The following is an 18,844-nucleotide window of genomic DNA, read 5'->3' as shown; positions in this document are numbered from 1 at the left end:
CGAAAACGCGCTGATCTTCGCCCTCGTCGGCCAAGTCGCAGCCGAAGCCGGCGTGCTGCTGATCATCATGTCTGCGGGGCCGGGCTGAGCGCCGTCCCGAAAAATCGACTTCGGCAGCGGGCTGTTATCGTGGACTTTCTTCTGGTCACAAGCAGTCCCCGGCAGCCGGCAGCGCATCGCCGCCTGCTGGATCTCGTCGTTTTCAACCAAGGCGTCGACGAGGAACGCGAGTATCAGCTGCGCTCGAAGTGGAACCGGCTGCTCGGCGAGACGCGCAAGGCGATCGCGACCGGCAAGATCGATCTGTCACACAAGCCTGATCTCGAAAAGCTGGTGGATACGCTGCTTGCCGCGGTCGGCAGCGAAGCCATCGTAGCGATGTCCTCGACATATGCGCAGGGCGACATGCTGGCGACCTGCATCGTTGAAACCGTGGATCGCGCGCACGAGTTGCTATGCGGCGGGGTAGACCCAGCCACAGCGCTCTCGTCTTTCTCGGGGGATCGTGCGGTACGCATCATGTCGATCCACAAGAGCAAGGGACTCGAATTCGACACGGTGTTCATGCTTGGCGTCGAGGAGGAAACCTTCTGGGGCAAGCAGGCGGACGAGCGTTCGGCGTTCTTCGTTGGCATATCCCGCGCTAAGCTCCGCCTGTTCCTCACGGTCTGCGAGGAGCGCTCCAGACCTGCGGGCGCGGGCCGATGGACCGTCGCGCGGCGACCTCATGAGGAGTTCCTAAGCTATGTTTGATCACACGACCCGGAGAGGGCTTTAGCGGATCTACGACTGGCCGCTGTCAGCGCAACCGGACATTACTTTCGTGGTGCCGAACGGCAGGAATGTCCCAAAGCCTTCCTCTATTCAGGCGATTGTCCAACGGCGGAACTGGGTGTGAAGGTGCCACCGGACTGCGGTACGAGCCGACAGCAAAGCACTGGTCAGCGCCGGCGGTAATGTCGCTCGTTGTCGGTAGTAGTCCAGCTGTCGAATTGTCCGGGAAAGTCTGACTCAATCTGCTCCCGGAAGCGCTTGCCAGCATTACGTTGCTCGGTGGCCGTGAGACCGTCCCAACCTGACGAGATGGACTTCAGGGTGAACTCCTCGCCATGCTTCTTCCGATCCACGGCCGCCAAACCCTCGTTGGCGATCTTCGTCACCAGCTCGGTGCGGTAGGGAGGCTGCGATCGAACGACCTCGATGCCGCCATTGCGCTCCACAGATGCCGCGGTGCTCCCGCCGCTCTGGTCGCTAAACAAGTATCGCTTACCGCCAACCTCGACCGCGATGTCGCCCGTCCGCTCGATGGGTGTGCCCACCAGCCGGTCGAGGATCTCGCCCATCGCCTCGCGCTGCGCGGGTGTGATTAGCGCGTGCACGACCACGTTCTTGAGTGGCTTTTCCATTCGGTTCTCCAAAGGGGGCAAGCACCGCAGCTTGCCCCCGCGCCTGATTAGCCGTTCAACCGGTCCTTGACGGCCTTGGCCGGCGTGAACCCGAGCTTCTTGGCCGCAGCGATGGTGATGGCAGCGCCGGTCGAGGGGTTGCGACCCTCGCGCTCCGGCGTATCCTTCACCTTGAACTTCCCGAAACCATTGATCGAGATTTCCTCGCCTTTTGCCGCCGCGTCGGTAATGGCGGCGAACACAGCGTCGACCGCTTTGCGCGCGTCGGCCTTCGTCAATCCATTGGCTGCTGCGAGTGCATCTGCCAGTTCAGCGTTATTCATCGTAATTCCTTTCTGCTAAAAGTCATGCTGGCTCAATAAAGCCGATAGTGGTGAGAAGGCCAGCAAGAGCGGCTTCAACTGCCGCTGCTCGTGCGATCGCCCCATGGTCGATCCGCTCTGCAAGCCGGGCTGCCGGCATTCCCTTACGATAGCCGGGCCAGGCCTGGGAAAGAGCCGTCATCGCAAGAGCGGTGCTGCCCGGTCGCCGCTGCGCGCACCCCTCGAGGTGCCGCAGAAGCAGAGCCTCATGACAAGTGTGCTGCCAGATCAGACCCAGGCCCGCCTTGTTGGCCGCAGGCGTGATCCGGGCATCTCGGTCGGGACTGATCCCCAGCTTGTCGTCATCGAGCAGTATGAAGCGCCCTTCGAAAGCTCCGTGGCGCTTTTCCCGTTCACCGGCACGCTTTATCGCCAGATCCACCAGCGACGAGGGGTCTCCACCGCCCGGCTGCAGCAGCACGGCATCGAGATGCACGGCGAGCCGCTGCGTTTCGGCAAGCCTGGTGAGCAGCGCGACATAGCCCTGTTCGCTTTCGCCCTCGCAGCCGACGAAGATACGGCGGCGCTGCGGGACGACCTTGCGCTTCTGGCGGCTCATCCGATCTGGGGGAGGGCACCGTAGGTGCCGCCAAGATATTTGCGATAGTAATTCTCGTCGCGTCGCACAGCCTGGACGTCCTGCAAGGCGTAGACCTCCGTTCTGCCCTCCGGCGACTTGGTGCAGAAGAGCACCTCCTCCTTGATGAGTTCCTCAAGGAGAGACGCGTTGTGACAGGTCATCCATAGCTGCGCGTCGTGCGGGTTCCGGCTTGGGTCGTAGAACCAACGCAGAATTTCGGGCAGGATCAACGGATGGATTGCCGTGTCCAGCTCGTCCATCACGGCGATGCCGCCGGTTTCCAGTGCCCGAAGCAGGAATGGGTAGAGGCGCAGGAACATCCTCGTACCATGACTTTCGAGGACGAGCGGCATTGGACCGTCATGGCCCTCATGCGTGAACAGCGCGACCGGCCCGTTCGGCCCGCTTTCCACCCGCATGGTACGAATGCCCAGATCAATGCGTTCAATCTCGCGGTTGAGCGCCTCGACCAAACCTGGGTTCTCGGCATAGTGACGAACCATCTGTTCCTCGACGCCGTCAGAGCGTTCGATCAGGATGTTCGACGAGATCGTATTCGCCGCCTCCCAAAGCTGGGTAGCGATCGGATGCTTCAACTGGGCAAGCGTCGAGATCACGCTCGCATTGGGGCGCAGCACTTTTTCCAGCGCTTGCCGGAACCCGGTGAGCTTGAATGCGCCTGCCGCAACTACTTTGCCCTCAGCGCTTCGCTCGAACAGCCGAACCTTTCGGCGTGCGGGCTCGGGCCAATAGTGCAGGGCTTCCGATACCACCTGCTGGGCCGCGTTCGAACCGCCCAGTTCAAGGGAATAGGTATAGCGACAGGCGGGAGAAGTCTCGTCCTCTGGTTCGCTGTGACCGCCAAAGGACAGACTCAGACGGGTCGGAGCTGATTGTCCTTCAACGCTGTTGAACCGCTCATAAGGGAGCCGGCCGGTCGGCGAGATCTGGAAACTTTCGCGCGCGAACCAGGCGATGAACGACAGCGCCCGCAAGATAGTCGATTTGCCCGCTGCGTTCGGACCGAAAATGGCCACGACCTTGGGCGCTCGATCAGACGCGCCCGGCCAGATCGGGGACAGCCTACCGGGTAAATCTGGCGCGTTTGCCCCCACACGCAGATCGACAACCTGCTTGTCGCGGATCGAGAAGAAGTTCTCAATTTCGAGTTCGAACAGCATAATGGCTCCTCACGAGCCGTAAATAAATCGTTTCATTACGGTTTCAACGTTTTTTCGTTAAACCGGCGTCGAAATGCTCTCATTTTTTCCTTTGCGGTACTGCGGCCGGCCGGACTCAGTCCGGCAGGGAGCGCGCCTTCGCCCGCCAGGGCGCATGGGTTTCCTTGCAGATATCGGTGAAATAGAGCCGCTTATCCAGATTTTTGGTCGCTTCCTTCTCGACCCGGTCCCGATCCCGACGTGCCGCATGCCAGATCGCCATCTCTTCAAATGGCAGACCATCAAATCCGCGCGCTGCGATCGCGCGCTCGAACAATGTGATCGCCCGATCATCTGCGCAGGCAAGGAAGAGGGTGAGGGAGGCAAAGGCCTTGTCCGGGTCGTTGCCCGACATGAACCGGTCACGCCAGTGACCAGCGGCGGTTCGCCGGCGAAAGCTTTCCTCTGCCTTGTCCTGCGTCTCCTGCAACCAGCCTGACGTCTGGATTGCCCTCGCTCGCTGCCAGAAACTCTCTGCGTCCGGTCCAGGGTCGAGGAAGCGGCCGAGGTTGAAGGCTCGAGCGATGTCACCAGCGAGCTGGCTTTCCAACCAGACGAACATTCGATCGAGGAGCCAACCCAGGCGCCCGCCCTCTGTCGCCCACCGGGCAACGGAGGCCAGCGCATGATCCGTGTTCGCATCTTCGAGAACCTGTTCGCAGTGACGGGTCATCTCGGGCCGGTCGCTGTAGAAGGGCAGGCTCTCAAAGCTGTCCATCTTGGTCCAGCTGCTCTCCTTGTAATGCGGGTAGAGCGTTGACCAGATCCTCGCGCCATCTTCGGGCTGCTTCATCATCAAAGCGCGCAGCGCAGTCATGACCGGGAAGTTGTCGAACGCGAAAGCATGTTCCGCGCCGCGCTCCAGCAAGGCATCGAGTGCAGCGGCAAGCGCTGGACCGCGCCGTTCTGCCAAGACGAGCATCGCCTCATTGGCGTTCAGCCACGACACCTGCTTGCCAAAGCCGTCCGGGAAGGATTGCTTGCCGATCGCGTCCAGGACAAACGCCTCGAAATGGTTGAGCGCGTCCTCGTCGCCGGGATCATCCTGAACGCGCGCGCCCCAGGCGACCGGATCGATGCGCGTGTCGAGGTCAGGTACAGGGAAGTGCCTGGCAGCCGCGATCAGCGCGAGCGAGCCATTGGCCGCCTCATTGATTTCGGTCTCGGCGGCGCAGCTCCAGCCAGTGTTGACCAGGGCCTGCAGGAGAGGGGGCTGGTTGCTGCGGCGTCCGATCAGGAAGAGCAGCCGCCGGGTAACATCGCTGTCGTTCGCAAAGCCGGCAACGAGGTCGTTCGCGAGGCTGGGAGGCATTTCGCTCAGATCGACGCTGGCGAGATAGGAGATCCAATGCTGGCGATGCTCACCGGCCAGCAGAGGCCGGATGGGTTCATAATCAGCCTCCATAGGGGCGGCGAACACTGCAACTTCGTCGGTATAGAAGCAGGGGCCGTGAGGGTCGCTCTTGAAGATTGCGATCTGCTGTGCCGCTGTTTTTCCTGCAAGACGCGATATCTGGGCATGGAGCCAGTCGCTGTCCTTCCTGTCGAGAAGCGAGCGCTCCAACATCGGGGCGACGGATCGCGCGAATATCTCGTGGGTCTCCGCATTGAGGAGCGGCCAGTATCGCCCGATCTCCTTGGCCAGCCGGACGAGCTTGTCCTCGGCATCGCCATCATCCGAAGCGCCTCTCGTCTCGGCGCTGGCAAAGATCCGCCGGATCAGATCGGTGAGCGCTTCGGGCGCCCAACGCGCCAGCACCGGAAGGCTGTTCAACAGCGCATAGTCGGCTGAGTCCTGACCCATTGCGCTGACGAACAGCGTAGACGCATCGGTCTCGTTAGCTGCGGCGATCAATAGTTCCTGATCCTCGGAACCAAGGGTGACGTTCGGATCGAATGCCAGCTCCTTGAGCGCAATGAACCTCTCGAGAGGTTCGTCCCCCGTCCTTCCGTTCGCATCCTCCGGCAAATGGACCATACCTGCTTCATCAACAGTAGCGCGACGACCAAACCAGGTGCGCCGCTCCACCGCAGGCAGCTCTGCCCGCAGCGTCGTTGCCGCCGGTGAGGCGAGGCCGTCGAGCAGCAGGCGGGCAACGTCGCGTCCGACGTCATCGCCGGTATCAATAAGTTGGCGCGCCAGCCCCAGAAGGGCGGCAGCCGTCTCCTCGCCATCGACCGGATTGATCCGCAGCACCCACCCCATTGCATCAAATGGCCCGAACGCTTCGCTGATGGCGCGCGAGGCCGCCCAGCTCGCAATTGCGGCCAGGAAGGGCTGTCGCGGCAACATGGAGAGAATCCCAAGTGCTCTGGCGCTCAAGCCGTTATAGTCACGCTCGTTTCGCTCAGGCATCTCAACCTTCTGCAGCGTCGTCGTGATCGCGGGAGCCAGATCAGATTCCACGGCCGTCCAGCGTTGATGCCGGTCCTCCAGGGTCGCAGTGGTTGCCGCGTGCGCGTCCTCCACGGTAGCGTCCCGTTCCGCCAGCCGAAGTCGGTTGGCATCGACCCAATAATAGCCGAGCCATCGGGACAGGCGTTCGCCCAGTGCGGCGCGGAAACCCGGATATTTAGCCGCATCCGCGAACGCAGTAATGAAGATGTTCTCGTCGCGGAGAGACCCATTGTAGCGCAGCCAGATCTGCTCGGCGAAATCCAGAAACAGCTCAGGCGCTCCTGGTATCAACCGCTCCAGTGTAGCAAAATCGCGCCGCCCGAAATTCTGCTGGAAGAACCAGTCGCGCAGCAACAGCATGAAGGTGTCGCTGGAAGCGCTCTGGCGCACGAGAGAGGCCGTGACTGCCCAGCGCAGGATATCGACGCCCCTGTCGGTGCCGCGCAGCGGCTCCATGAACTGCGCCAGTCGGTCTGCGCGTCCGGCCCCGGCCTGATCCAGATCGGTGATAAGCGCGAGGGCCAGCGCCAAAGGCACGCGGTCCTTCCTGAGGCGAAAGCGATGAGCGCTCCCGGGAACCCGATCGACCCAATTGCCTGAAATGATCTCGCTGAGCGCCGTTCGGAGGGCGGGCTCGCCGGCTCCACTTTCCGACCCAAGCGCCTCGATCATGTCCTTGCGGGTCAGGTGCAGTTCGGCATCGGCGCCGTCCTCGATAGCCGAGCGGAGCCTGCTACCTTCCTGAGCAAGGAATTGATGGAAATCGTCAGAACTCGGCGCGAGATTTGAACCATGGAGGTTAAGCCGGTGTCGCCAGTCTTCGTAGATCAGGCGCTCGATCGTTATATCGCCGCTTGCCTGAAGATGTTCGCGCTGCTGGATGGCCAACTGGCAATAGCGTGGAATCGCCATCAGCTTGAGGAGCTCTTCACTCAGCTCCGAGCGGGGAACGCGGTGGCGCGCCAGCATTTCGTCGAGTTCGGTCTCCGTGAAATCCTCGACCGTCACCGGCCATGCCTGGGGAAGTAGGTTGGCGAGGGACTTGAGGTCATCCTCCCAATATTCTGTCCGACAGGTAAGGGCGATCGCGACATGGCCCTCAAGGCCACCCGCCTGCAACGGCTGTATGACCTTCTGCCAGTCGGTAAAATTGACCTCCTGGTTGAGGCCATCGATCACCAGCAGAATGCGCGGCGCCTGAGCCGGTGCGCGGGTCCAGAGCTGTATCCTGCGCTCCCAAAAATCTTCGTCATGGCCCGGGACGCGCTGCGCGATGAGTTTGGCGAGGAACCGGTGCGGGGGCATGAGGGGCGGGGCGACAAGACCACGCGCAGGGACCACGATCGTGAGCGGAAGCGCATCAGGCGACGCCGCCATTTTCTCCTGCCACCAGGCGAGGAAACTCCAGGTCTTGCCAACGCCCTCGGCACCCAGCACTGCGAGGGGGAGGGGGGGCCGCATCGCCCACCACTGCTCGAATGCGGCACTGGGACCTGCGCGCGCGACGCGGATCGTGCCAGGTGCATCGAGACCGCCGTAGCATTGAAGCTGCGCGATCGCGACGCGATCATCCTCGAAAGCATCCTTGAGCCAGCGCGCGCCCGCGATCCTCGTCGACGCATAGCCGACGTCGTCCCGCCGGAACGGCTCGAAGACGCGGGCGCAGTCTGCCGCGAAGTCATCGTCCCCCGCGACCGCGGCAAGATAGCCGGTGATCGCCGGATCATCGCCGAGATGCGCTTCGACCGCCTTGGGGGCGGACGCAGCCAAGAGCGCGAGCGAACTGGGTCGATCCTCGCGACCCGACGGGTCGAGAACCTCGACCTGTATGCCGCGCTCGGCGCCGACTTCGCGAAACTTGACGAGGTCCGTCCGGGTGATGTGGGTCGTCGTCGCGAGGATCCAGAGGTCCAATGCATCGATATTCACGGCAGCGTCTGAAATCTTGCGCTGGACCTCGGCGACCGAAACGTCGCTTCTGGAGCCGTATTTCTTGCCTTCAAAGCCGATCGCCAGGCCATTGGCGGGTGCGTCGTTCGCACCATCCATCCCATGCTGGTGTCCCGACTTCATGAGGCGGAAGCTCTGGCCCAGCAATTCCTCGAGGCAGTCGCGAACGAAGCCCTCAAACCCTTTGTTTCCGGTATCCGGTAGTTTGAGCATCGCTGCGACAAAGGCGCTCGGATCGGGGGCGGCCGACGAGGAAGGCATACTCATATCAGCGAATGACCGTCACTTTCACCTTGGCGGCGTCGGCCACCGTCTTCCATGCCTGATCGGCGGTATACGCGGGAACGCCTTCGCGTTTGGCGAGGGCAAGACAGAAACGATCGCCCAGCGAAAGGCCCGCTTCCGCCGTCACTGCGCGCAACGCGCCGGCCTCCCAGGCAAGCGCCTCATCAGCGGCCACAACCCGCATCGGCAGGGCCCCAAGCATCTCCCGCACTTCCTCGATCGGCGCACCCAACCGGACAAAATGGCTGATCACCTCGGCCAGATTGAACGAACCTATTGCCGCGTCCGCCAAAACCCCAGCCACCTTCGCTCCTCCGCGCTCTCCCTTGAGCAACGCAAGCACGGCGGATGCATCGAGAACGACCTTGCTCATTCGCCGCTCTCGGCGCTTCGGTCGGCGAGGAACGCCGCGACTCTCGCGTCGGGGTTTCCTTCGGTGTAGCGCTTGGCGATAGCCTGCGCCCGCGCCACCGCCTGCGTAACTGTGCGCAGAACGACGCCGGTATCTGTTTCCTCGACGATGACCGAGCCGCCATTCTCCAGGCCAAGCCGCTTGCGAATGTCGATGGGCAAACTCATGCGCCCGTTAGGAGTTATGTTAACCTGCACCATATTCGCACCATCAGAACACAGAATGACATCGTATTATTTTGATACCACAAAAGGCACCGGATGCCAATCAATCCAGACATGGCGCACCCTCGGAATCTGGACCGATCACGCGGCCAATGCCATGCACGTAATTAGCGATAAGACTGATTCCTGCTAAAAACATTCTGGCGTTTTAGGAGGGGGTTGGATACCTTCGAAAGGATCACTCAAGGACGAAAATCATGGTCGCTCGGTACAGCCTGCAATCCACCGTGAAGGGTGAAACGGATCCGGTGACGCTGATCATACATCAGACTGCGGATACGAATGAGCAGCTCGAACTGCTGCTGGCGGTCGAGGGCGCGAAAACCCTGAAGCTCGTTCCGGGTCGCGACCTGGACGGCGCGAAGATAATGATGCGCGCTGGAGCCTCGTTCAGTCGTCACCAGGGCGTCCGGCTCTCAAACGGCTTCAACGTTGTCGACCCATCAACCTGGCATCGCCAGGGCATCGGTACTGTCGCCCTCAACCTCATGGTCGATTGGGCGAAGCGTCACCATCCTGATGCTGACATCCGCCCAGTCGAGCTCAAGCGATACAAGCAGGATGTTGAAGACGACGATCCACGCCTGGCCTTCTATCGCCGGTTCAACCTTCAGTGGGATCTCGCGGATCAGGATGAGGATGCCGTGAATCTTCTATCGCTGCCTATGAAGGTGCGAGACCTTCAGGCAGTCCCACTTCCGTCGCGGTTGACACTATTGCCATGATGAACGGCGACGTCCCCCCCGCTCCTCCGCCTCCGGCAGAAGTAGCTGACGATCTCGAAGCTGTCCTCGCCGGTGCGATGGTCCTTCTCGATACCGTGGAGAGCCTCGAGCCTTACCTTCCGGATCTGACCGCCGACGACCGCGAGCGTGTCGATCGCTATGTAGGCCGTGCCTCGGCCGATGCCACGCTGCGCGCGTACAAGTCGGATTGGCGGCTGTTTTGCGCCTGGTGTCGCGAAAGTGGTTACCGGCCGCTGCCTGCCACACCTTCAACTGTGGCCGCGTTCCTTACATTGCTCGCCGAGACCGGATTTGTCCCCCTCGAACCACGACGGACCAAGACGGGCAAGGTTCTTCCGCGCAAAGCGCCATCTCCGCTTGGCAAGGCGACCATAGGCCGGCGGCTGGCTGCAATCGTGTTCGCCCATCGCGCAGCCGACCTGGAACCCCCGACCTCCCAGCCGGACGCCGCCCGGCTCGAAAAGGCGATGCGCGCGATCCGGCGGGAAAAGCGTGACGACCTCCCGGACAAGAAGCGCGCAGCCGATGGCGATGTGATGCGCGACATGCTCAGGAGCATCACCGGGGATGACCTGCGCGCCTATCGCGACCGCGCGCTGCTTGCGATCGGGATGGCAGGCGCCTTCCGACGCTCCGAGCTCGTTGAAGTAACAGTCGCCCGGGTGGCCGAAGATGCGCGCGGCCTTTTGATCCGGATTCCTTCCTCCAAGACCGATCAGGAGGGCGATGGCCAAACCGTGGCCATTCTGGATGGTCGCAGGCTCGAACCTGTCCACCATTATAATGCATGGATTGAAAAGGCGGGGATTTGCAGCGGTCCGGTGTTCCGCAAGCTCACGCCGCAGGGTCGTCTCACTGAAAAGTCGATGAGCGCGCAGGGCGTGGCCCTTGTGGTCAAGGCCGCAGCCGTAGCGGCCGGCTATCCGCCTGAATTGTTCTCTGGCCATTCGCTGAGGGCCGGCTTCCTCACCGAAGCGGGGCGGCAAAGCGCGAACCTGTTCAAGATGAAAGAGCATAGCCGCCACTCGTCGCTCGAGATGGTCGCCGAATATGTGCGGGACCATGAGCGGTTCCGCGAGCACGCGGGGGAAGGTTTTCTGTGACAGCACTCATCGTAACTGCAAACGGCCTGATCGGCCGTGAGCGAGAGTTAACCGAGGCAGAGCACTTGGCCTTGCGAAGCTATGGGGCGGATTCGACCTTTTTTCATGCGATCGCGCAGGGGCGCACCGAGGCACTGTCGCACAATCCGAACTTCGGCACGTTTTCATCCGGCGCGCGTGCAAAACGCGACGCCATCGACGCCGTTTTCTCAATGTCGCGCCTGTTGAGTGCGCAGACGCTCTGGTCGGGCCATGGCCATGGCTGGGGTGTTCGCGGCGCCCTGGAGGGGGCACCGGCCAGCTTTGTGGGCCTGCATTATCGTTATCCCGGATACATCTCGACATCGACGGAGCGAAGCTGGTGCGACGCATTCCTCGACAAGCGCAGCCGCAACCAGAGCCGCCCCACCATGCTGGAATTTCGGCTGCCGGCCGGCTCGCCTGCGATCGACATGCACGACGGCGCCGCTCAGGGGGAATTTGAGATCCTACTCCCGCGTGACACCCTGTTCTCGATCACCGACGCACAAATGCTACCGGGGGACCTTCTCCAGCTTATCCTGGAGCCTTGCGAGGCGCCGGTATGAGCGAGGATGACTGGCCTCGAGTCGACGATCAGGCGGGACCAAGGCGAGCCGAGGATATCGGTCCCACCGAGCTCACGGCAGCCCTTAACGCGCTCGCTGGTTTCAGCGACAATCCCTGGCTGGTCATGCAGGGTCAGCAACTGGAGCTGATCGACAATGTCCTCAACGGCATGGAGCGCGAAGTTCTGCGGCACATGCACGATGACGATCGACCGCTTGAGACGATGGCGCTTTTGACGGCTCTCTCGCCCATGTGGATCTACGCAGCTTACGAGTTGCTGCGGACGTGGCGCCAGCGGTGCGACGAAGTGGTCCGACTTGCGTCCAGCGGCGGCTTCGATCTGAAAGCAGCCCATCTGGAACGCGAGGTCAATTACCAGCACTACGATCGGGAGCTTCGCGCGCAGCAGCTCAGAATCGCCCGCGACAATCCCGAGCTTGTACAACGGATGCGCGATGATCTGGCGCGGACCGAGATGGGGTTCACGACGATCGAGTTTATCCGCATTGCCCTTGCCAAGCATGAGGTCAGCGGCAGCAAATCCAAGAACAAACCGATTGCCTTTGCGCCTGGGCTCGCGATGCCCAATCGCTACACAGGCAGCATGGAATATGAACTGAGCGTCGGCGGCTCAATCATAGGCTACCATACTCGCCGCGACCTCGCCGAAACGATCCGCTTCATGCCTACCACGCCGGTGCCGACCGCGGAAGAAATGAAGGATTTCCGGGAGTATATGCGACCTCCAGAGGTCGGCTGAGGCTTAAGCCGTCTTCCACTTGCCATTAAAAACTCGCCACCCGACCATGCCCGCTGCAACGCCCAGCATTCCACCGACGAGGTAAGCGCTCGGCGCATCATCCGGGACAAACAGCCCGCCGGCGACGTATCCACCAATAGTGGCGGTCCGAGTGACTGCGCCGTAGATTGCAGCAACCTTGCCATGTTGGGCCGGCGGACACTCGGATTGGAGCAACGTTCGCACGGCAACGTTGTGGATGCTGTTAGCCCCGCCGCCGGCGACGAACGCGATGGCGACGATCGCCAGTGTGCTTGGCGCTAGGCCGATCAGCAGCATGGTCGCCCCCATGACCCCAGCCGTCCCGAACGCTGTCGCTCCCAATCTGTTGCCGATGACGGTTTCGGCCATCGTCGCGCCAAGGAGCATCCCGGCGGCCCAGAGGGCGGTAAGCACGCCAAATGCAACAGGCCCGCTCTTCAGCGTCATCATCACCAGGAAAACGAAAGCGACGTCAGCAATTGCCGTGGCAAAAACCTCCAGGCTCAGCGCGCCCGTGACCACCATAATTCTTCGATTACCGAGTAATGGGCGGTAGTCGGCGAACAGATCAGGCTCTGCCGCTTCTTCCTTCTGGGGTCTGCGGCGCAGGCCACTCATAGCTACGATGCAGCACAAAACGGCAAAGCTGGTGGCATCGACCATAAGTGCGTTGCTGGCCCCGATCCAACCGATTAGGATTCCACCTGCGACCGGACCTGCCAGCATGCCCAAACTACGGACGATTTCGAGATAGCTGTTCGCGCGCGCCAGCGTCATGCCGAGCGCGCCGGAAAGGACCGGAATGAGCGCAAAGGTGGCGGCACTGCTGATTGTGAACAGCAGGCTCAGAACCGCCGCACCGACGAGGGTCATCGGCGGGATAGCTGCGACGATCGCGATCACGACTGCCTGCAGTGCCGAGACGACGATCAGCACCAGAGCTGCGTCCCTGCGATCTATCAGCCGCCCCGCCCAAGGGGCGGCGATCAGGCCGGGAAGCAGCTCCGCGATGAGCAGGGTTGGGACGCCATATGCCGATGAACCTTCGGCGGTCCGAAACATAAGCGTGAGAAGCGTAATTTCATCGCCGATGGTGGAAACCGTGAGCGCAGCGAGTACCAGCCATCCCCACCCCTGCCGGAACTCCAAGGCCATTGATGCACTCCCCCTCTACCGTTCCGTCCGTCTTGGCCTTCCCTGATAAGCTCTCTACCATCGGCGTCCCCCAATCCGCGACGATGTTCAGTGAATTACCGGAGAGCACAGAGGACTTCAGGGTCGATGACGCAGGCGGCCAATTCCGACAGAGGCCGGGGCCGGTAACGCACTTCCCGATGAAGGCTCTTCAAGATCCGCGATAATCGGGCAGTCTGGACGGTCATCGCCGGCGCAGCAACTCACCAGCCCCTGCAACGTATCGACCATCTGGTTGAGCCCCTTGATGCGGTCCTGCAGCTCGAAAATATGCGACTGCGCAATCCGCTTGACGTCGGCGCTGTGGCGCGACCGGTCGCGCCACAGGTTGAGGAGCTCGTTGATCTCCGTCACCGCGAACCCAAGGTCCCGCGCGCGTCGGATGAAACGGAGCATGTTGACGTCGCCCGGTGAATAGTCCCGATAACCTGAATCCCGGCGATCCGCCTTTGGAATGAGGCCAGTCTGCTCATAGTAGCGGATCATCTTAGCGGAGACGCCGGACGCCTTGGCTGCTTGGCCGATGTTCATCGCCCCGCTCCCTTTTCAAGCGTGCCAGTCGATCCCTCCGGGGGTTGGAATCCCCGAAGCCGCAGCGAATTACCGAGGACGAACACGCTCGACATTGCCATCGCGCCGGCAGCAAACACCGGTGACAGCAGGATGCCCCAGATCGGCCATAAAGCACCGGCAGCGACCGGGATGAGCGCCGTATTATAGGCGAAGGCCCAGAAGAGGTTCTGGCGGATGTTCCCGATCGTGGCACGAGAGAGCGCGATCGCCGACGCCACGCCGTTGAGGTGGCCCGACATCAGCACGACGTCGGCAGCCTCGATGGCGATGTCCGTGCCCGTGCCGACCGCAATCCCGACGTCTGCCTCGGCAAGCGCCGGTGCATCGTTGATGCCGTCACCGATGAAGGCGAGGCGACCATATTCTGCTTTCAGGCGGCGTACGGCCTCGACCTTTCCGTCAGGCAGGACTTCAGCGACAACCTCGTCGATGCCCAACTGGCGCGCGATCGCCTGGGCGGTGTGCTGATTGTCGCCGGTGATCATCGCAACCTTCAGGCCGAGACCGTGAAGAGCGGCAATGGCCGCAGGGGTCGTTTCCTTGATGGGATCAGCCACAGCGATGACGGCTGCAAGCTTGCCATTGATCGCTGCATAGAGGGGCGACTTGCCTTCAGCGGCCAGGCGTGATGCTGTCTTGGCGAAAGCGGTGACGTCCAGACCAAGCTCGCGCATGTAGCGATCCGCCCCGATTTCGACCCGATCGCCAAGCACCTCGGCGCGAACACCGCGCCCGGTCAGGGATTCAAAGTTGGCCACCTCAGCGAGACTAAGCTTCTCGGCAAGAGCGGCGTCGACAATAGCGCGGGCAATCGGATGTTCGGACTTGTCCTCTACTGCCGCAATCCGGGCGAGAACGGCCGACCGGTCGAAGCCGAGCGTGACCTGCAAGTCCGTCAGCGCAGGTCGGCCTTCGGTCAGCGTGCCGGTCTTGTCGACGGCGACGACCTTGGCATCACGCAGCAGCTGCAGCGCTTCTCCCTTGCGGAACAGAATGCCCAGTTCAGCTCCCCGCCCGGTGCCAACCATGATGGCTGTAGGCGTCGCCAGACCCATCGCGCAGGGGCAGGCAATGATGAGGACCGCGACCGCATTGACCAGCGCGAAGGTCAAGGCCGGGGACGGACCGAATACCAGCCAGGCGCCGAACGTGAGCGCGGCCACCGCCATGACAGCGGGCACGAACCACATCGTCACCTTGTCCACGAGCGCCTGGATCGGCAGCTTCGATCCTTGCGCCTGCTCGACCATGCGAATGATCTGGGACAGCATGGTGGCATCGCCGACTGCCGTTGCGCGGAATGCCAGAGCCCCCTTCTGGTTGACAGTGCCCCCGACGAGGCTCGCCCCTTCCGCTTTCCTGGCCGGAATTGGCTCACCGGTGATCATGGATTCATCGACGTAGCTTTCGCCCTCGATAACCTCGCCGTCGACAGGGATCCGTTCACCGGGCCGAACTTCGATGATGTCGCCCGCAACGACGTCTGCGACGGCAACTTCGACCGTACCGTCGGCACGGCGTACGCGCGCTGTTTTGGCCTGGAGGCCAACGAGACGCTTGATCGCCTCGGACGTGCGCCCTTTTGCCCTCGCCTCCAGATAGCGGCCGAGCAGGATCAACGCGATGATGACCGCTGCCGCCTCATAATAGACGTTCACTGTCCCTGGCGGGAGAAGCGTCGGAGCGAAAGTGGCAACAAGCGAATAGCCATATGCCGCCAGCGTGCCGACCGCGACGAGCGAGTTCATGTCCGGAGCGAGCCGGATCAGGGCCGGGAGGCCTTTCTGGTAGAAACGAAAGCCTGGAATTGCGAGCACGAGGGTCGTCAGCGCGAACTGAATGTACCAGCTCGTCTGCATGCCGATCGACATCGCAATGTACATATGGACGCTGGGAATGAGGTGAGACCCCATTTCCATGAGAAAGACCGGGAGAGCGAGGATCACCGCGATGGTGAGATCGCGCTTGAGCAGCTTGCGCTCCTCTTCCTTTCGATCGTCGCCGTCATCGGCATCGGCGGCCTTCGCGGCCAGAGGTTTTGCTTCATACCCCGCGCCAGCGATGGCAGCGATCAGCGACTTTGCGTCAGCCGCGCCGCGGATCGTGGCGCGCTCGGTCGCCAGATTGACGCTCGCTTCCACCACACCCGGCACGGCCTTGAGCGCACGCTCGACGCGCCCGACGCATGACGCACAGGTCATGCCGAGCACGGTAAGTTCTGTGGTTTCTGCTGGCACCGTATAGCCCGCCGACTCGACCGCTTTTACCAGCTCGGACCGATTGACCGGGCCTCCCGTCGTGATGCTTGCCCGCTCGGTTGCGAGATTGACGTTGACCGCGCTCACGCCTTCGATCTTGCCGATTGCGCGTTCGACGCGGCCCACGCACGACGCGCAGGTCATACCCTCGATGGGCAGGGTGATTGTCGAAACATCTGTTTCGATGGGGGATTTTTCGGCCAGCATGTTCCGCTTCCTCGATTCTCGCGAACTTGACCAACCCCATGTGAGGCTTCCCATCATTGGAAGGTCAAGGTTCAAGTTTTTTTGGCCGGGCGGGTTGACCTTCCAACGATGGCAAGCCCCATTTCTTACGGGACGAACTCGAATTTTGAGGAGAATCCCGATGCAGTTCCACGTCCAGGACATGACCTGCGGATCGTGCGTCCGGCACATCAACGAGGCGATCGGCAAGGTCGATCCTGCGGCCACTGTCGAGGCCGATACCGTGTCGCGCACCATTTCCGTGACCACCACCGCAAGCCAGGAAGATATCCAGAAGGCGCTGGCGGACGATGGCTATCCGACCACTTTGGTCGAAAGCGCCGAGGAGGTGCAGTCGTGAAGCACGAAGGACATAGCGAGCATCAGGCCGAAGGCCTGTCGGATAACCCTGTCATTCGCGATTATCAGGTCGCAAATAACCGCATGCATGCGGACATGGCGATTGAGTTCAGCGGGGACGCTGACCTCGATTTCCTGCGCGGCATGATCCCGCACCATCAAGGCGCGATCGACATGGCCCGCGTCGTTCTCGATCACGGCTCCGATCCCGAAGTGAGCAAATTGGCGCAGGCCATCATCGATGCGCAGGAGAAAGAAATCGCGCTCATGAAGAAGTGGCTCGCTGACCGTAGCCAGTAAGCCGCGCATCCCTATGGCCGGCCTCCTCTGGGCTGCCCCCCAGTCCCCCTGAGCCCTTGGGTCGGCCAGGTGGCTGGGTGTTGATCAACGCAACACCCAGCCATGGGTGCGCCTCGGTATCCAACAATGGAGCCGAGGCGCATTTGCATCCGCCACAGTTGATGAGTTGCAACGAACACACTGCTGAAAGGACGTCTGATGAATGTGACCGTAGGAGCCATCATGCTGGCCTTGGGCGTCGGCATCATCCTTTGGACCAATCAACGAGCGTTCAATCGGCGCAATGTCGCAGGCGTGCAGGAATTCAACTCCTACGGCCATGCCCTCCTGATCCGGACGCTCGAACGGATCGGCAGGCTTGTGGCATGGCTCTTGATGCTCGTCGGCGCCGGATCGCTGTTTGTTTACTTTATGACCGGTCGCGGTTGATGCCCGGTCGGGGGCCAAGGCCTGCCTTGTCGAAGGCCACTGGGCTGCGATCATAGCTGGGTATTCGAAAGCCCCGCGAACGCGGGAGCTGCCAGCGACATCAGGCGTCCACGATCAGAACCTCACCGGATATGAACCCTTCGACCGACCGTTGAAATGCCTTCCCCACGAGCGCGCCCGGAACCGGCTCGAAGCCCGGCATCATGGCACCATAGACGTCCCACGCCTCCTCGAGGACGGTCGGATTGACCACGTTGATCCGTATGCCGCGCGGCATTTCGTGCGCGACGCAGCGCACGAATGTGTCGATCGCGCCGCTGGTCGTCGCATCCGCGATCGCCTCGGGAACGGGCTTGATATTCAAGATCCCGGAAATGAGGGTAAACGAGCCGCAGTCAGCGACATAGTCACAGCCTACACGCACCAGGTTGATCTGCCCGAGCAGCTTGCTTTCGATGGTTACGCGCCATTGATCATCGGTCATGGTCACGAAGGGCGCGTACTCGCAGTGGCCAACGGCGCAGATCACGGCATCGACTTGTCCGACCTTTTCAAACAGCGCTCGGATAGATGCCGTGTTGGTAATGTCCACTTGGTGATCGCATGTCGAGCCAGAGCGGCTGGCGGTCACGACGTCGTGGTGGGCGAGGCCTTTGAGCGCAGCCTGTCCCATGAGGCCGTTAGCCCCAACGATGAGAATCTTCATTGTCGTTGTCTTTCCCGGGTCGATTTTGCGCCGTCAGAGGCCGAGGCGAAAATCCGAAATGCTGGTCTTGGTCAGGGTCAGGTCCCGGAACTGGGTCACAGATCCCTTGCCCTGCGGCGATTGCGCGCTCACGCCCACCCACAGCTTCTGAGGATAGTCATTTTTGAACAAGCGGATCAGCTGCCAGCTCTTCTGGTCCGTCGAATAGTAGAACCCGACCGTTTTCGTATCCGAAGAGATTTTCATCCAGACATTCGGCGCTGTCACAACATCATGATTGTTGTCATCGGAGGTGTCGTTCGTGCGGACGCTGACGATGCGAACCCGTCCCCGCTCATCACGCTCCATCGCCATTTTGAGCCAGTGGGCATCATCGATCCATATGTAGAAGGTGCCGGCGTCGTAGGTAGCGTTGAACGACGGGGTCACCAAACCTGACAACGTCCAGGACTTGGCATTATCGACTTCTGCCAGGAGAACCGGCGCAGTGTTGTTCGACAGCTTGCCGTCGGGATCGCGGAAATTGTCACGCCCGCCCTCGCTCGCCAGCGAGATCATTCCTCCTTCAACCTTCGCGGATCTTGCCGCCTGATTAAGCGATCGGGTGAAGCTGATTCCCGGCAGGGCCAGGTTCACTTTTTCATCGCCCATTTGCTGAGCATTCGCCGGCAGCGCCAGACCCATTGCGATCACCATCAAAGGGAGTTGCACTTTCATCGTCAGATCCTCTTTTCTGTCTTGAAC

21 protein-coding genes are annotated in these 18,844 nt (G+C 61.6%); 9 read left to right on the top strand and 12 right to left on the bottom strand.

The annotated features are described in order from the left end of the window. The first annotated feature begins 129 nt into the window (after positions 1–129). Positions 130–753, top strand: a complete 624-nt coding sequence (locus GR702_RS22695; RefSeq protein ID WP_337192619.1) for a 3'-5' exonuclease — start codon at positions 130–132, stop codon at positions 751–753. A 188-nt stretch (positions 754–941) separates the two neighbouring features. Here the strand turns inward: GR702_RS22695 and GR702_RS15595 are convergent, their stop codons facing one another. The 5 genes from GR702_RS15595 to GR702_RS15575 all read right to left on the bottom strand — a co-directional run bounded on the left by GR702_RS15595 (position 942) and on the right by GR702_RS15575 (position 6,935). Continuing rightward, the gene (locus GR702_RS15595) at positions 942–1,406 is read right to left on the bottom strand and encodes a hypothetical protein (RefSeq protein WP_017502535.1); all 465 of its coding nucleotides are present in this window, start codon (positions 1,404–1,406) and stop codon (positions 942–944) included. 47 nt (positions 1,407–1,453) lie between these two features. Further along, a complete protein-coding gene (locus GR702_RS15590; protein ID WP_017502534.1) occupies positions 1,454–1,729 on the bottom strand; it encodes an HU family DNA-binding protein in 276 nt (91 codons plus the stop codon). A gap of 22 nt (positions 1,730–1,751) precedes the next feature. Next, positions 1,752–2,327: an RloB domain-containing protein gene (locus GR702_RS15585; RefSeq protein ID WP_017502533.1), complete on the bottom strand. Its 576-nt coding sequence runs from the start codon at positions 2,325–2,327 to the stop codon at positions 1,752–1,754. Then, a complete protein-coding gene (locus GR702_RS15580) occupies positions 2,324–3,529 on the bottom strand; it encodes an AAA family ATPase (RefSeq protein ID WP_017502532.1) in 1,206 nt (401 codons plus the stop codon). Before GR702_RS15580 ends, GR702_RS15585 begins: the two co-directional genes overlap by 4 nt. 115 nt (positions 3,530–3,644) lie before the next feature. Next, positions 3,645–6,935 (bottom strand): hypothetical protein, encoded by a 3,291-nt coding sequence (locus GR702_RS15575; RefSeq protein ID WP_237449741.1) that lies wholly within the window; start codon positions 6,933–6,935, stop codon positions 3,645–3,647. A 123-nt stretch (positions 6,936–7,058) separates the two neighbouring features. Here GR702_RS15575 and GR702_RS22690 point away from each other — a divergent pair, with 123 nt between their 5' ends. Continuing rightward, positions 7,059–7,907: a hypothetical protein gene (locus tag GR702_RS22690; RefSeq protein ID WP_337192618.1), complete on the top strand. Its 849-nt coding sequence runs from the start codon at positions 7,059–7,061 to the stop codon at positions 7,905–7,907. A 277-nt stretch (positions 7,908–8,184) separates the two neighbouring features. Here GR702_RS22690 and GR702_RS15570 read toward each other — a convergent pair whose 3' ends face one another. Both GR702_RS15570 and GR702_RS15565 read right to left on the bottom strand, forming a co-directional pair. After that, entirely contained in the window at positions 8,185–8,574 is a 390-nt protein-coding gene (locus GR702_RS15570) for a type II toxin-antitoxin system VapC family toxin (protein ID WP_017502530.1), read from the bottom strand. Beyond that, complete coding sequence (locus GR702_RS15565; RefSeq protein ID WP_080993661.1) at positions 8,571–8,813, bottom strand: AbrB/MazE/SpoVT family DNA-binding domain-containing protein; 243 nt, start codon at positions 8,811–8,813, stop codon at positions 8,571–8,573. The genes GR702_RS15570 and GR702_RS15565 overlap by 4 nt, the downstream gene beginning before the upstream one ends. A gap of 221 nt (positions 8,814–9,034) precedes the next feature. On the opposite strand from GR702_RS15565, the gene GR702_RS15560 reads away from it, so the two are divergent. From GR702_RS15560 to GR702_RS15545, 4 genes are all read left to right on the top strand, one after another. After that, on the top strand, positions 9,035–9,562 hold the full coding sequence (locus tag GR702_RS15560) for a GNAT family protein (RefSeq protein WP_020819857.1): 528 nt from the start codon (positions 9,035–9,037) through the stop codon (positions 9,560–9,562). A 95-nt stretch (positions 9,563–9,657) separates the two neighbouring features. Then, complete coding sequence (locus tag GR702_RS15555; protein WP_337192617.1) at positions 9,658–10,686, top strand: tyrosine-type recombinase/integrase; 1,029 nt, start codon at positions 9,658–9,660, stop codon at positions 10,684–10,686. Continuing rightward, complete coding sequence (locus tag GR702_RS15550; protein ID WP_080993660.1) at positions 10,683–11,273, top strand: ADP-ribosyltransferase; 591 nt, start codon at positions 10,683–10,685, stop codon at positions 11,271–11,273. Before GR702_RS15555 ends, GR702_RS15550 begins: the two co-directional genes overlap by 4 nt. Continuing rightward, positions 11,270–12,034, top strand: coding sequence for a hypothetical protein (locus GR702_RS15545; protein ID WP_020819854.1), 765 nt, complete (start codon positions 11,270–11,272; stop codon positions 12,032–12,034). The genes GR702_RS15550 and GR702_RS15545 overlap by 4 nt, the downstream gene beginning before the upstream one ends. A gap of 3 nt (positions 12,035–12,037) precedes the next feature. Here the strand turns inward: GR702_RS15545 and GR702_RS15540 are convergent, their stop codons facing one another. From GR702_RS15540 to GR702_RS15530, 3 genes are all read right to left on the bottom strand, one after another. Continuing rightward, positions 12,038–13,210: an MFS transporter gene (locus GR702_RS15540; protein WP_020819853.1), complete on the bottom strand. Its 1,173-nt coding sequence runs from the start codon at positions 13,208–13,210 to the stop codon at positions 12,038–12,040. A gap of 117 nt (positions 13,211–13,327) precedes the next feature. Beyond that, entirely contained in the window at positions 13,328–13,780 is a 453-nt protein-coding gene (cueR, locus tag GR702_RS15535) for a Cu(I)-responsive transcriptional regulator (protein ID WP_020819852.1), read from the bottom strand. Continuing rightward, positions 13,777–16,287 carry a heavy metal translocating P-type ATPase gene (locus GR702_RS15530; protein WP_020819851.1) on the bottom strand — a complete coding sequence of 837 codons (2,511 nt, stop codon included), beginning with the start codon at positions 16,285–16,287 and terminating at the stop codon, positions 13,777–13,779. Before GR702_RS15530 ends, cueR begins: the two co-directional genes overlap by 4 nt. 160 nt (positions 16,288–16,447) lie before the next feature. Here GR702_RS15530 and GR702_RS15525 point away from each other — a divergent pair, with 160 nt between their 5' ends. The 3 genes from GR702_RS15525 (at position 16,448) to GR702_RS15515 (ending at position 17,394) form a co-directional block, all read left to right on the top strand. Then, entirely contained in the window at positions 16,448–16,666 is a 219-nt protein-coding gene (locus GR702_RS15525) for a heavy-metal-associated domain-containing protein (RefSeq protein WP_020819850.1), read from the top strand. After that, a complete protein-coding gene (gene copM / locus GR702_RS15520) occupies positions 16,663–16,965 on the top strand; it encodes a CopM family metallochaperone (protein ID WP_020819849.1) in 303 nt (100 codons plus the stop codon). Before GR702_RS15525 ends, copM begins: the two co-directional genes overlap by 4 nt. Positions 16,966–17,163: 198 nt before the next feature. Further along, entirely contained in the window at positions 17,164–17,394 is a 231-nt protein-coding gene (locus GR702_RS15515; RefSeq protein WP_020819848.1) for a hypothetical protein, read from the top strand. A gap of 100 nt (positions 17,395–17,494) precedes the next feature. Here the strand turns inward: GR702_RS15515 and GR702_RS15510 are convergent, their stop codons facing one another. After that, positions 17,495–18,100: a short chain dehydrogenase gene (locus GR702_RS15510; protein WP_021224427.1), complete on the bottom strand. Its 606-nt coding sequence runs from the start codon at positions 18,098–18,100 to the stop codon at positions 17,495–17,497. Between the two features lie 33 nt (positions 18,101–18,133). Further along, positions 18,134–18,817 (bottom strand): DUF1349 domain-containing protein, encoded by a 684-nt coding sequence (locus GR702_RS15505; protein ID WP_160986710.1) that lies wholly within the window; start codon positions 18,815–18,817, stop codon positions 18,134–18,136. Positions 18,818–18,844 lie beyond the last annotated feature (27 nt).

The organism is Novosphingobium silvae (assembly GCF_009856825.1).
Classification (GTDB): domain Bacteria; phylum Pseudomonadota; class Alphaproteobacteria; order Sphingomonadales; family Sphingomonadaceae; genus Novosphingobium; species Novosphingobium silvae.
Note: the sequence above shows the minus strand (reverse complement) of the source record. Positions and strands in the feature narration are given on the sequence as shown.

Coding starts and splice junctions, on each gene's coding strand:
- GR702_RS15525 (WP_020819850.1), top strand. CDS start 16,448: ATGCAGTTCCACGTCCAGGACATGACCTGCGGATCGTGCGTCCGGCAC.
- GR702_RS15560 (WP_020819857.1), top strand. CDS start 9,035: ATGGTCGCTCGGTACAGCCTGCAATCCACCGTGAAGGGTGAAACGGAT.
- GR702_RS15505 (WP_160986710.1), bottom strand. CDS start 18,817: ATGAAAGTGCAACTCCCTTTGATGGTGATCGCAATGGGTCTGGCGCTG.
- GR702_RS15570 (WP_017502530.1), bottom strand. CDS start 8,574: ATGAGCAAGGTCGTTCTCGATGCATCCGCCGTGCTTGCGTTGCTCAAG.
- GR702_RS15515 (WP_020819848.1), top strand. CDS start 17,164: ATGAATGTGACCGTAGGAGCCATCATGCTGGCCTTGGGCGTCGGCATC.
- GR702_RS15530 (WP_020819851.1), bottom strand. CDS start 16,287: ATGCTGGCCGAAAAATCCCCCATCGAAACAGATGTTTCGACAATCACC.
- GR702_RS15575 (WP_237449741.1), bottom strand. CDS start 6,935: ATGCTGGCGCGCCACCGCGTTCCCCGCTCGGAGCTGAGTGAAGAGCTC.
- GR702_RS15590 (WP_017502534.1), bottom strand. CDS start 1,729: ATGAATAACGCTGAACTGGCAGATGCACTCGCAGCAGCCAATGGATTG.
- GR702_RS22690 (WP_337192618.1), top strand. CDS start 7,059: ATGGCCCTCAAGGCCACCCGCCTGCAACGGCTGTATGACCTTCTGCCA.
- GR702_RS15580 (WP_017502532.1), bottom strand. CDS start 3,529: ATGCTGTTCGAACTCGAAATTGAGAACTTCTTCTCGATCCGCGACAAG.
- GR702_RS15540 (WP_020819853.1), bottom strand. CDS start 13,210: ATGGCCTTGGAGTTCCGGCAGGGGTGGGGATGGCTGGTACTCGCTGCG.
- cueR (WP_020819852.1), bottom strand. CDS start 13,780: ATGAACATCGGCCAAGCAGCCAAGGCGTCCGGCGTCTCCGCTAAGATG.
- GR702_RS15545 (WP_020819854.1), top strand. CDS start 11,270: ATGAGCGAGGATGACTGGCCTCGAGTCGACGATCAGGCGGGACCAAGG.
- GR702_RS15595 (WP_017502535.1), bottom strand. CDS start 1,406: ATGGAAAAGCCACTCAAGAACGTGGTCGTGCACGCGCTAATCACACCC.
- GR702_RS15585 (WP_017502533.1), bottom strand. CDS start 2,327: ATGAGCCGCCAGAAGCGCAAGGTCGTCCCGCAGCGCCGCCGTATCTTC.
- GR702_RS15565 (WP_080993661.1), bottom strand. CDS start 8,813: ATGGTGCAGGTTAACATAACTCCTAACGGGCGCATGAGTTTGCCCATC.
- GR702_RS15510 (WP_021224427.1), bottom strand. CDS start 18,100: ATGAAGATTCTCATCGTTGGGGCTAACGGCCTCATGGGACAGGCTGCG.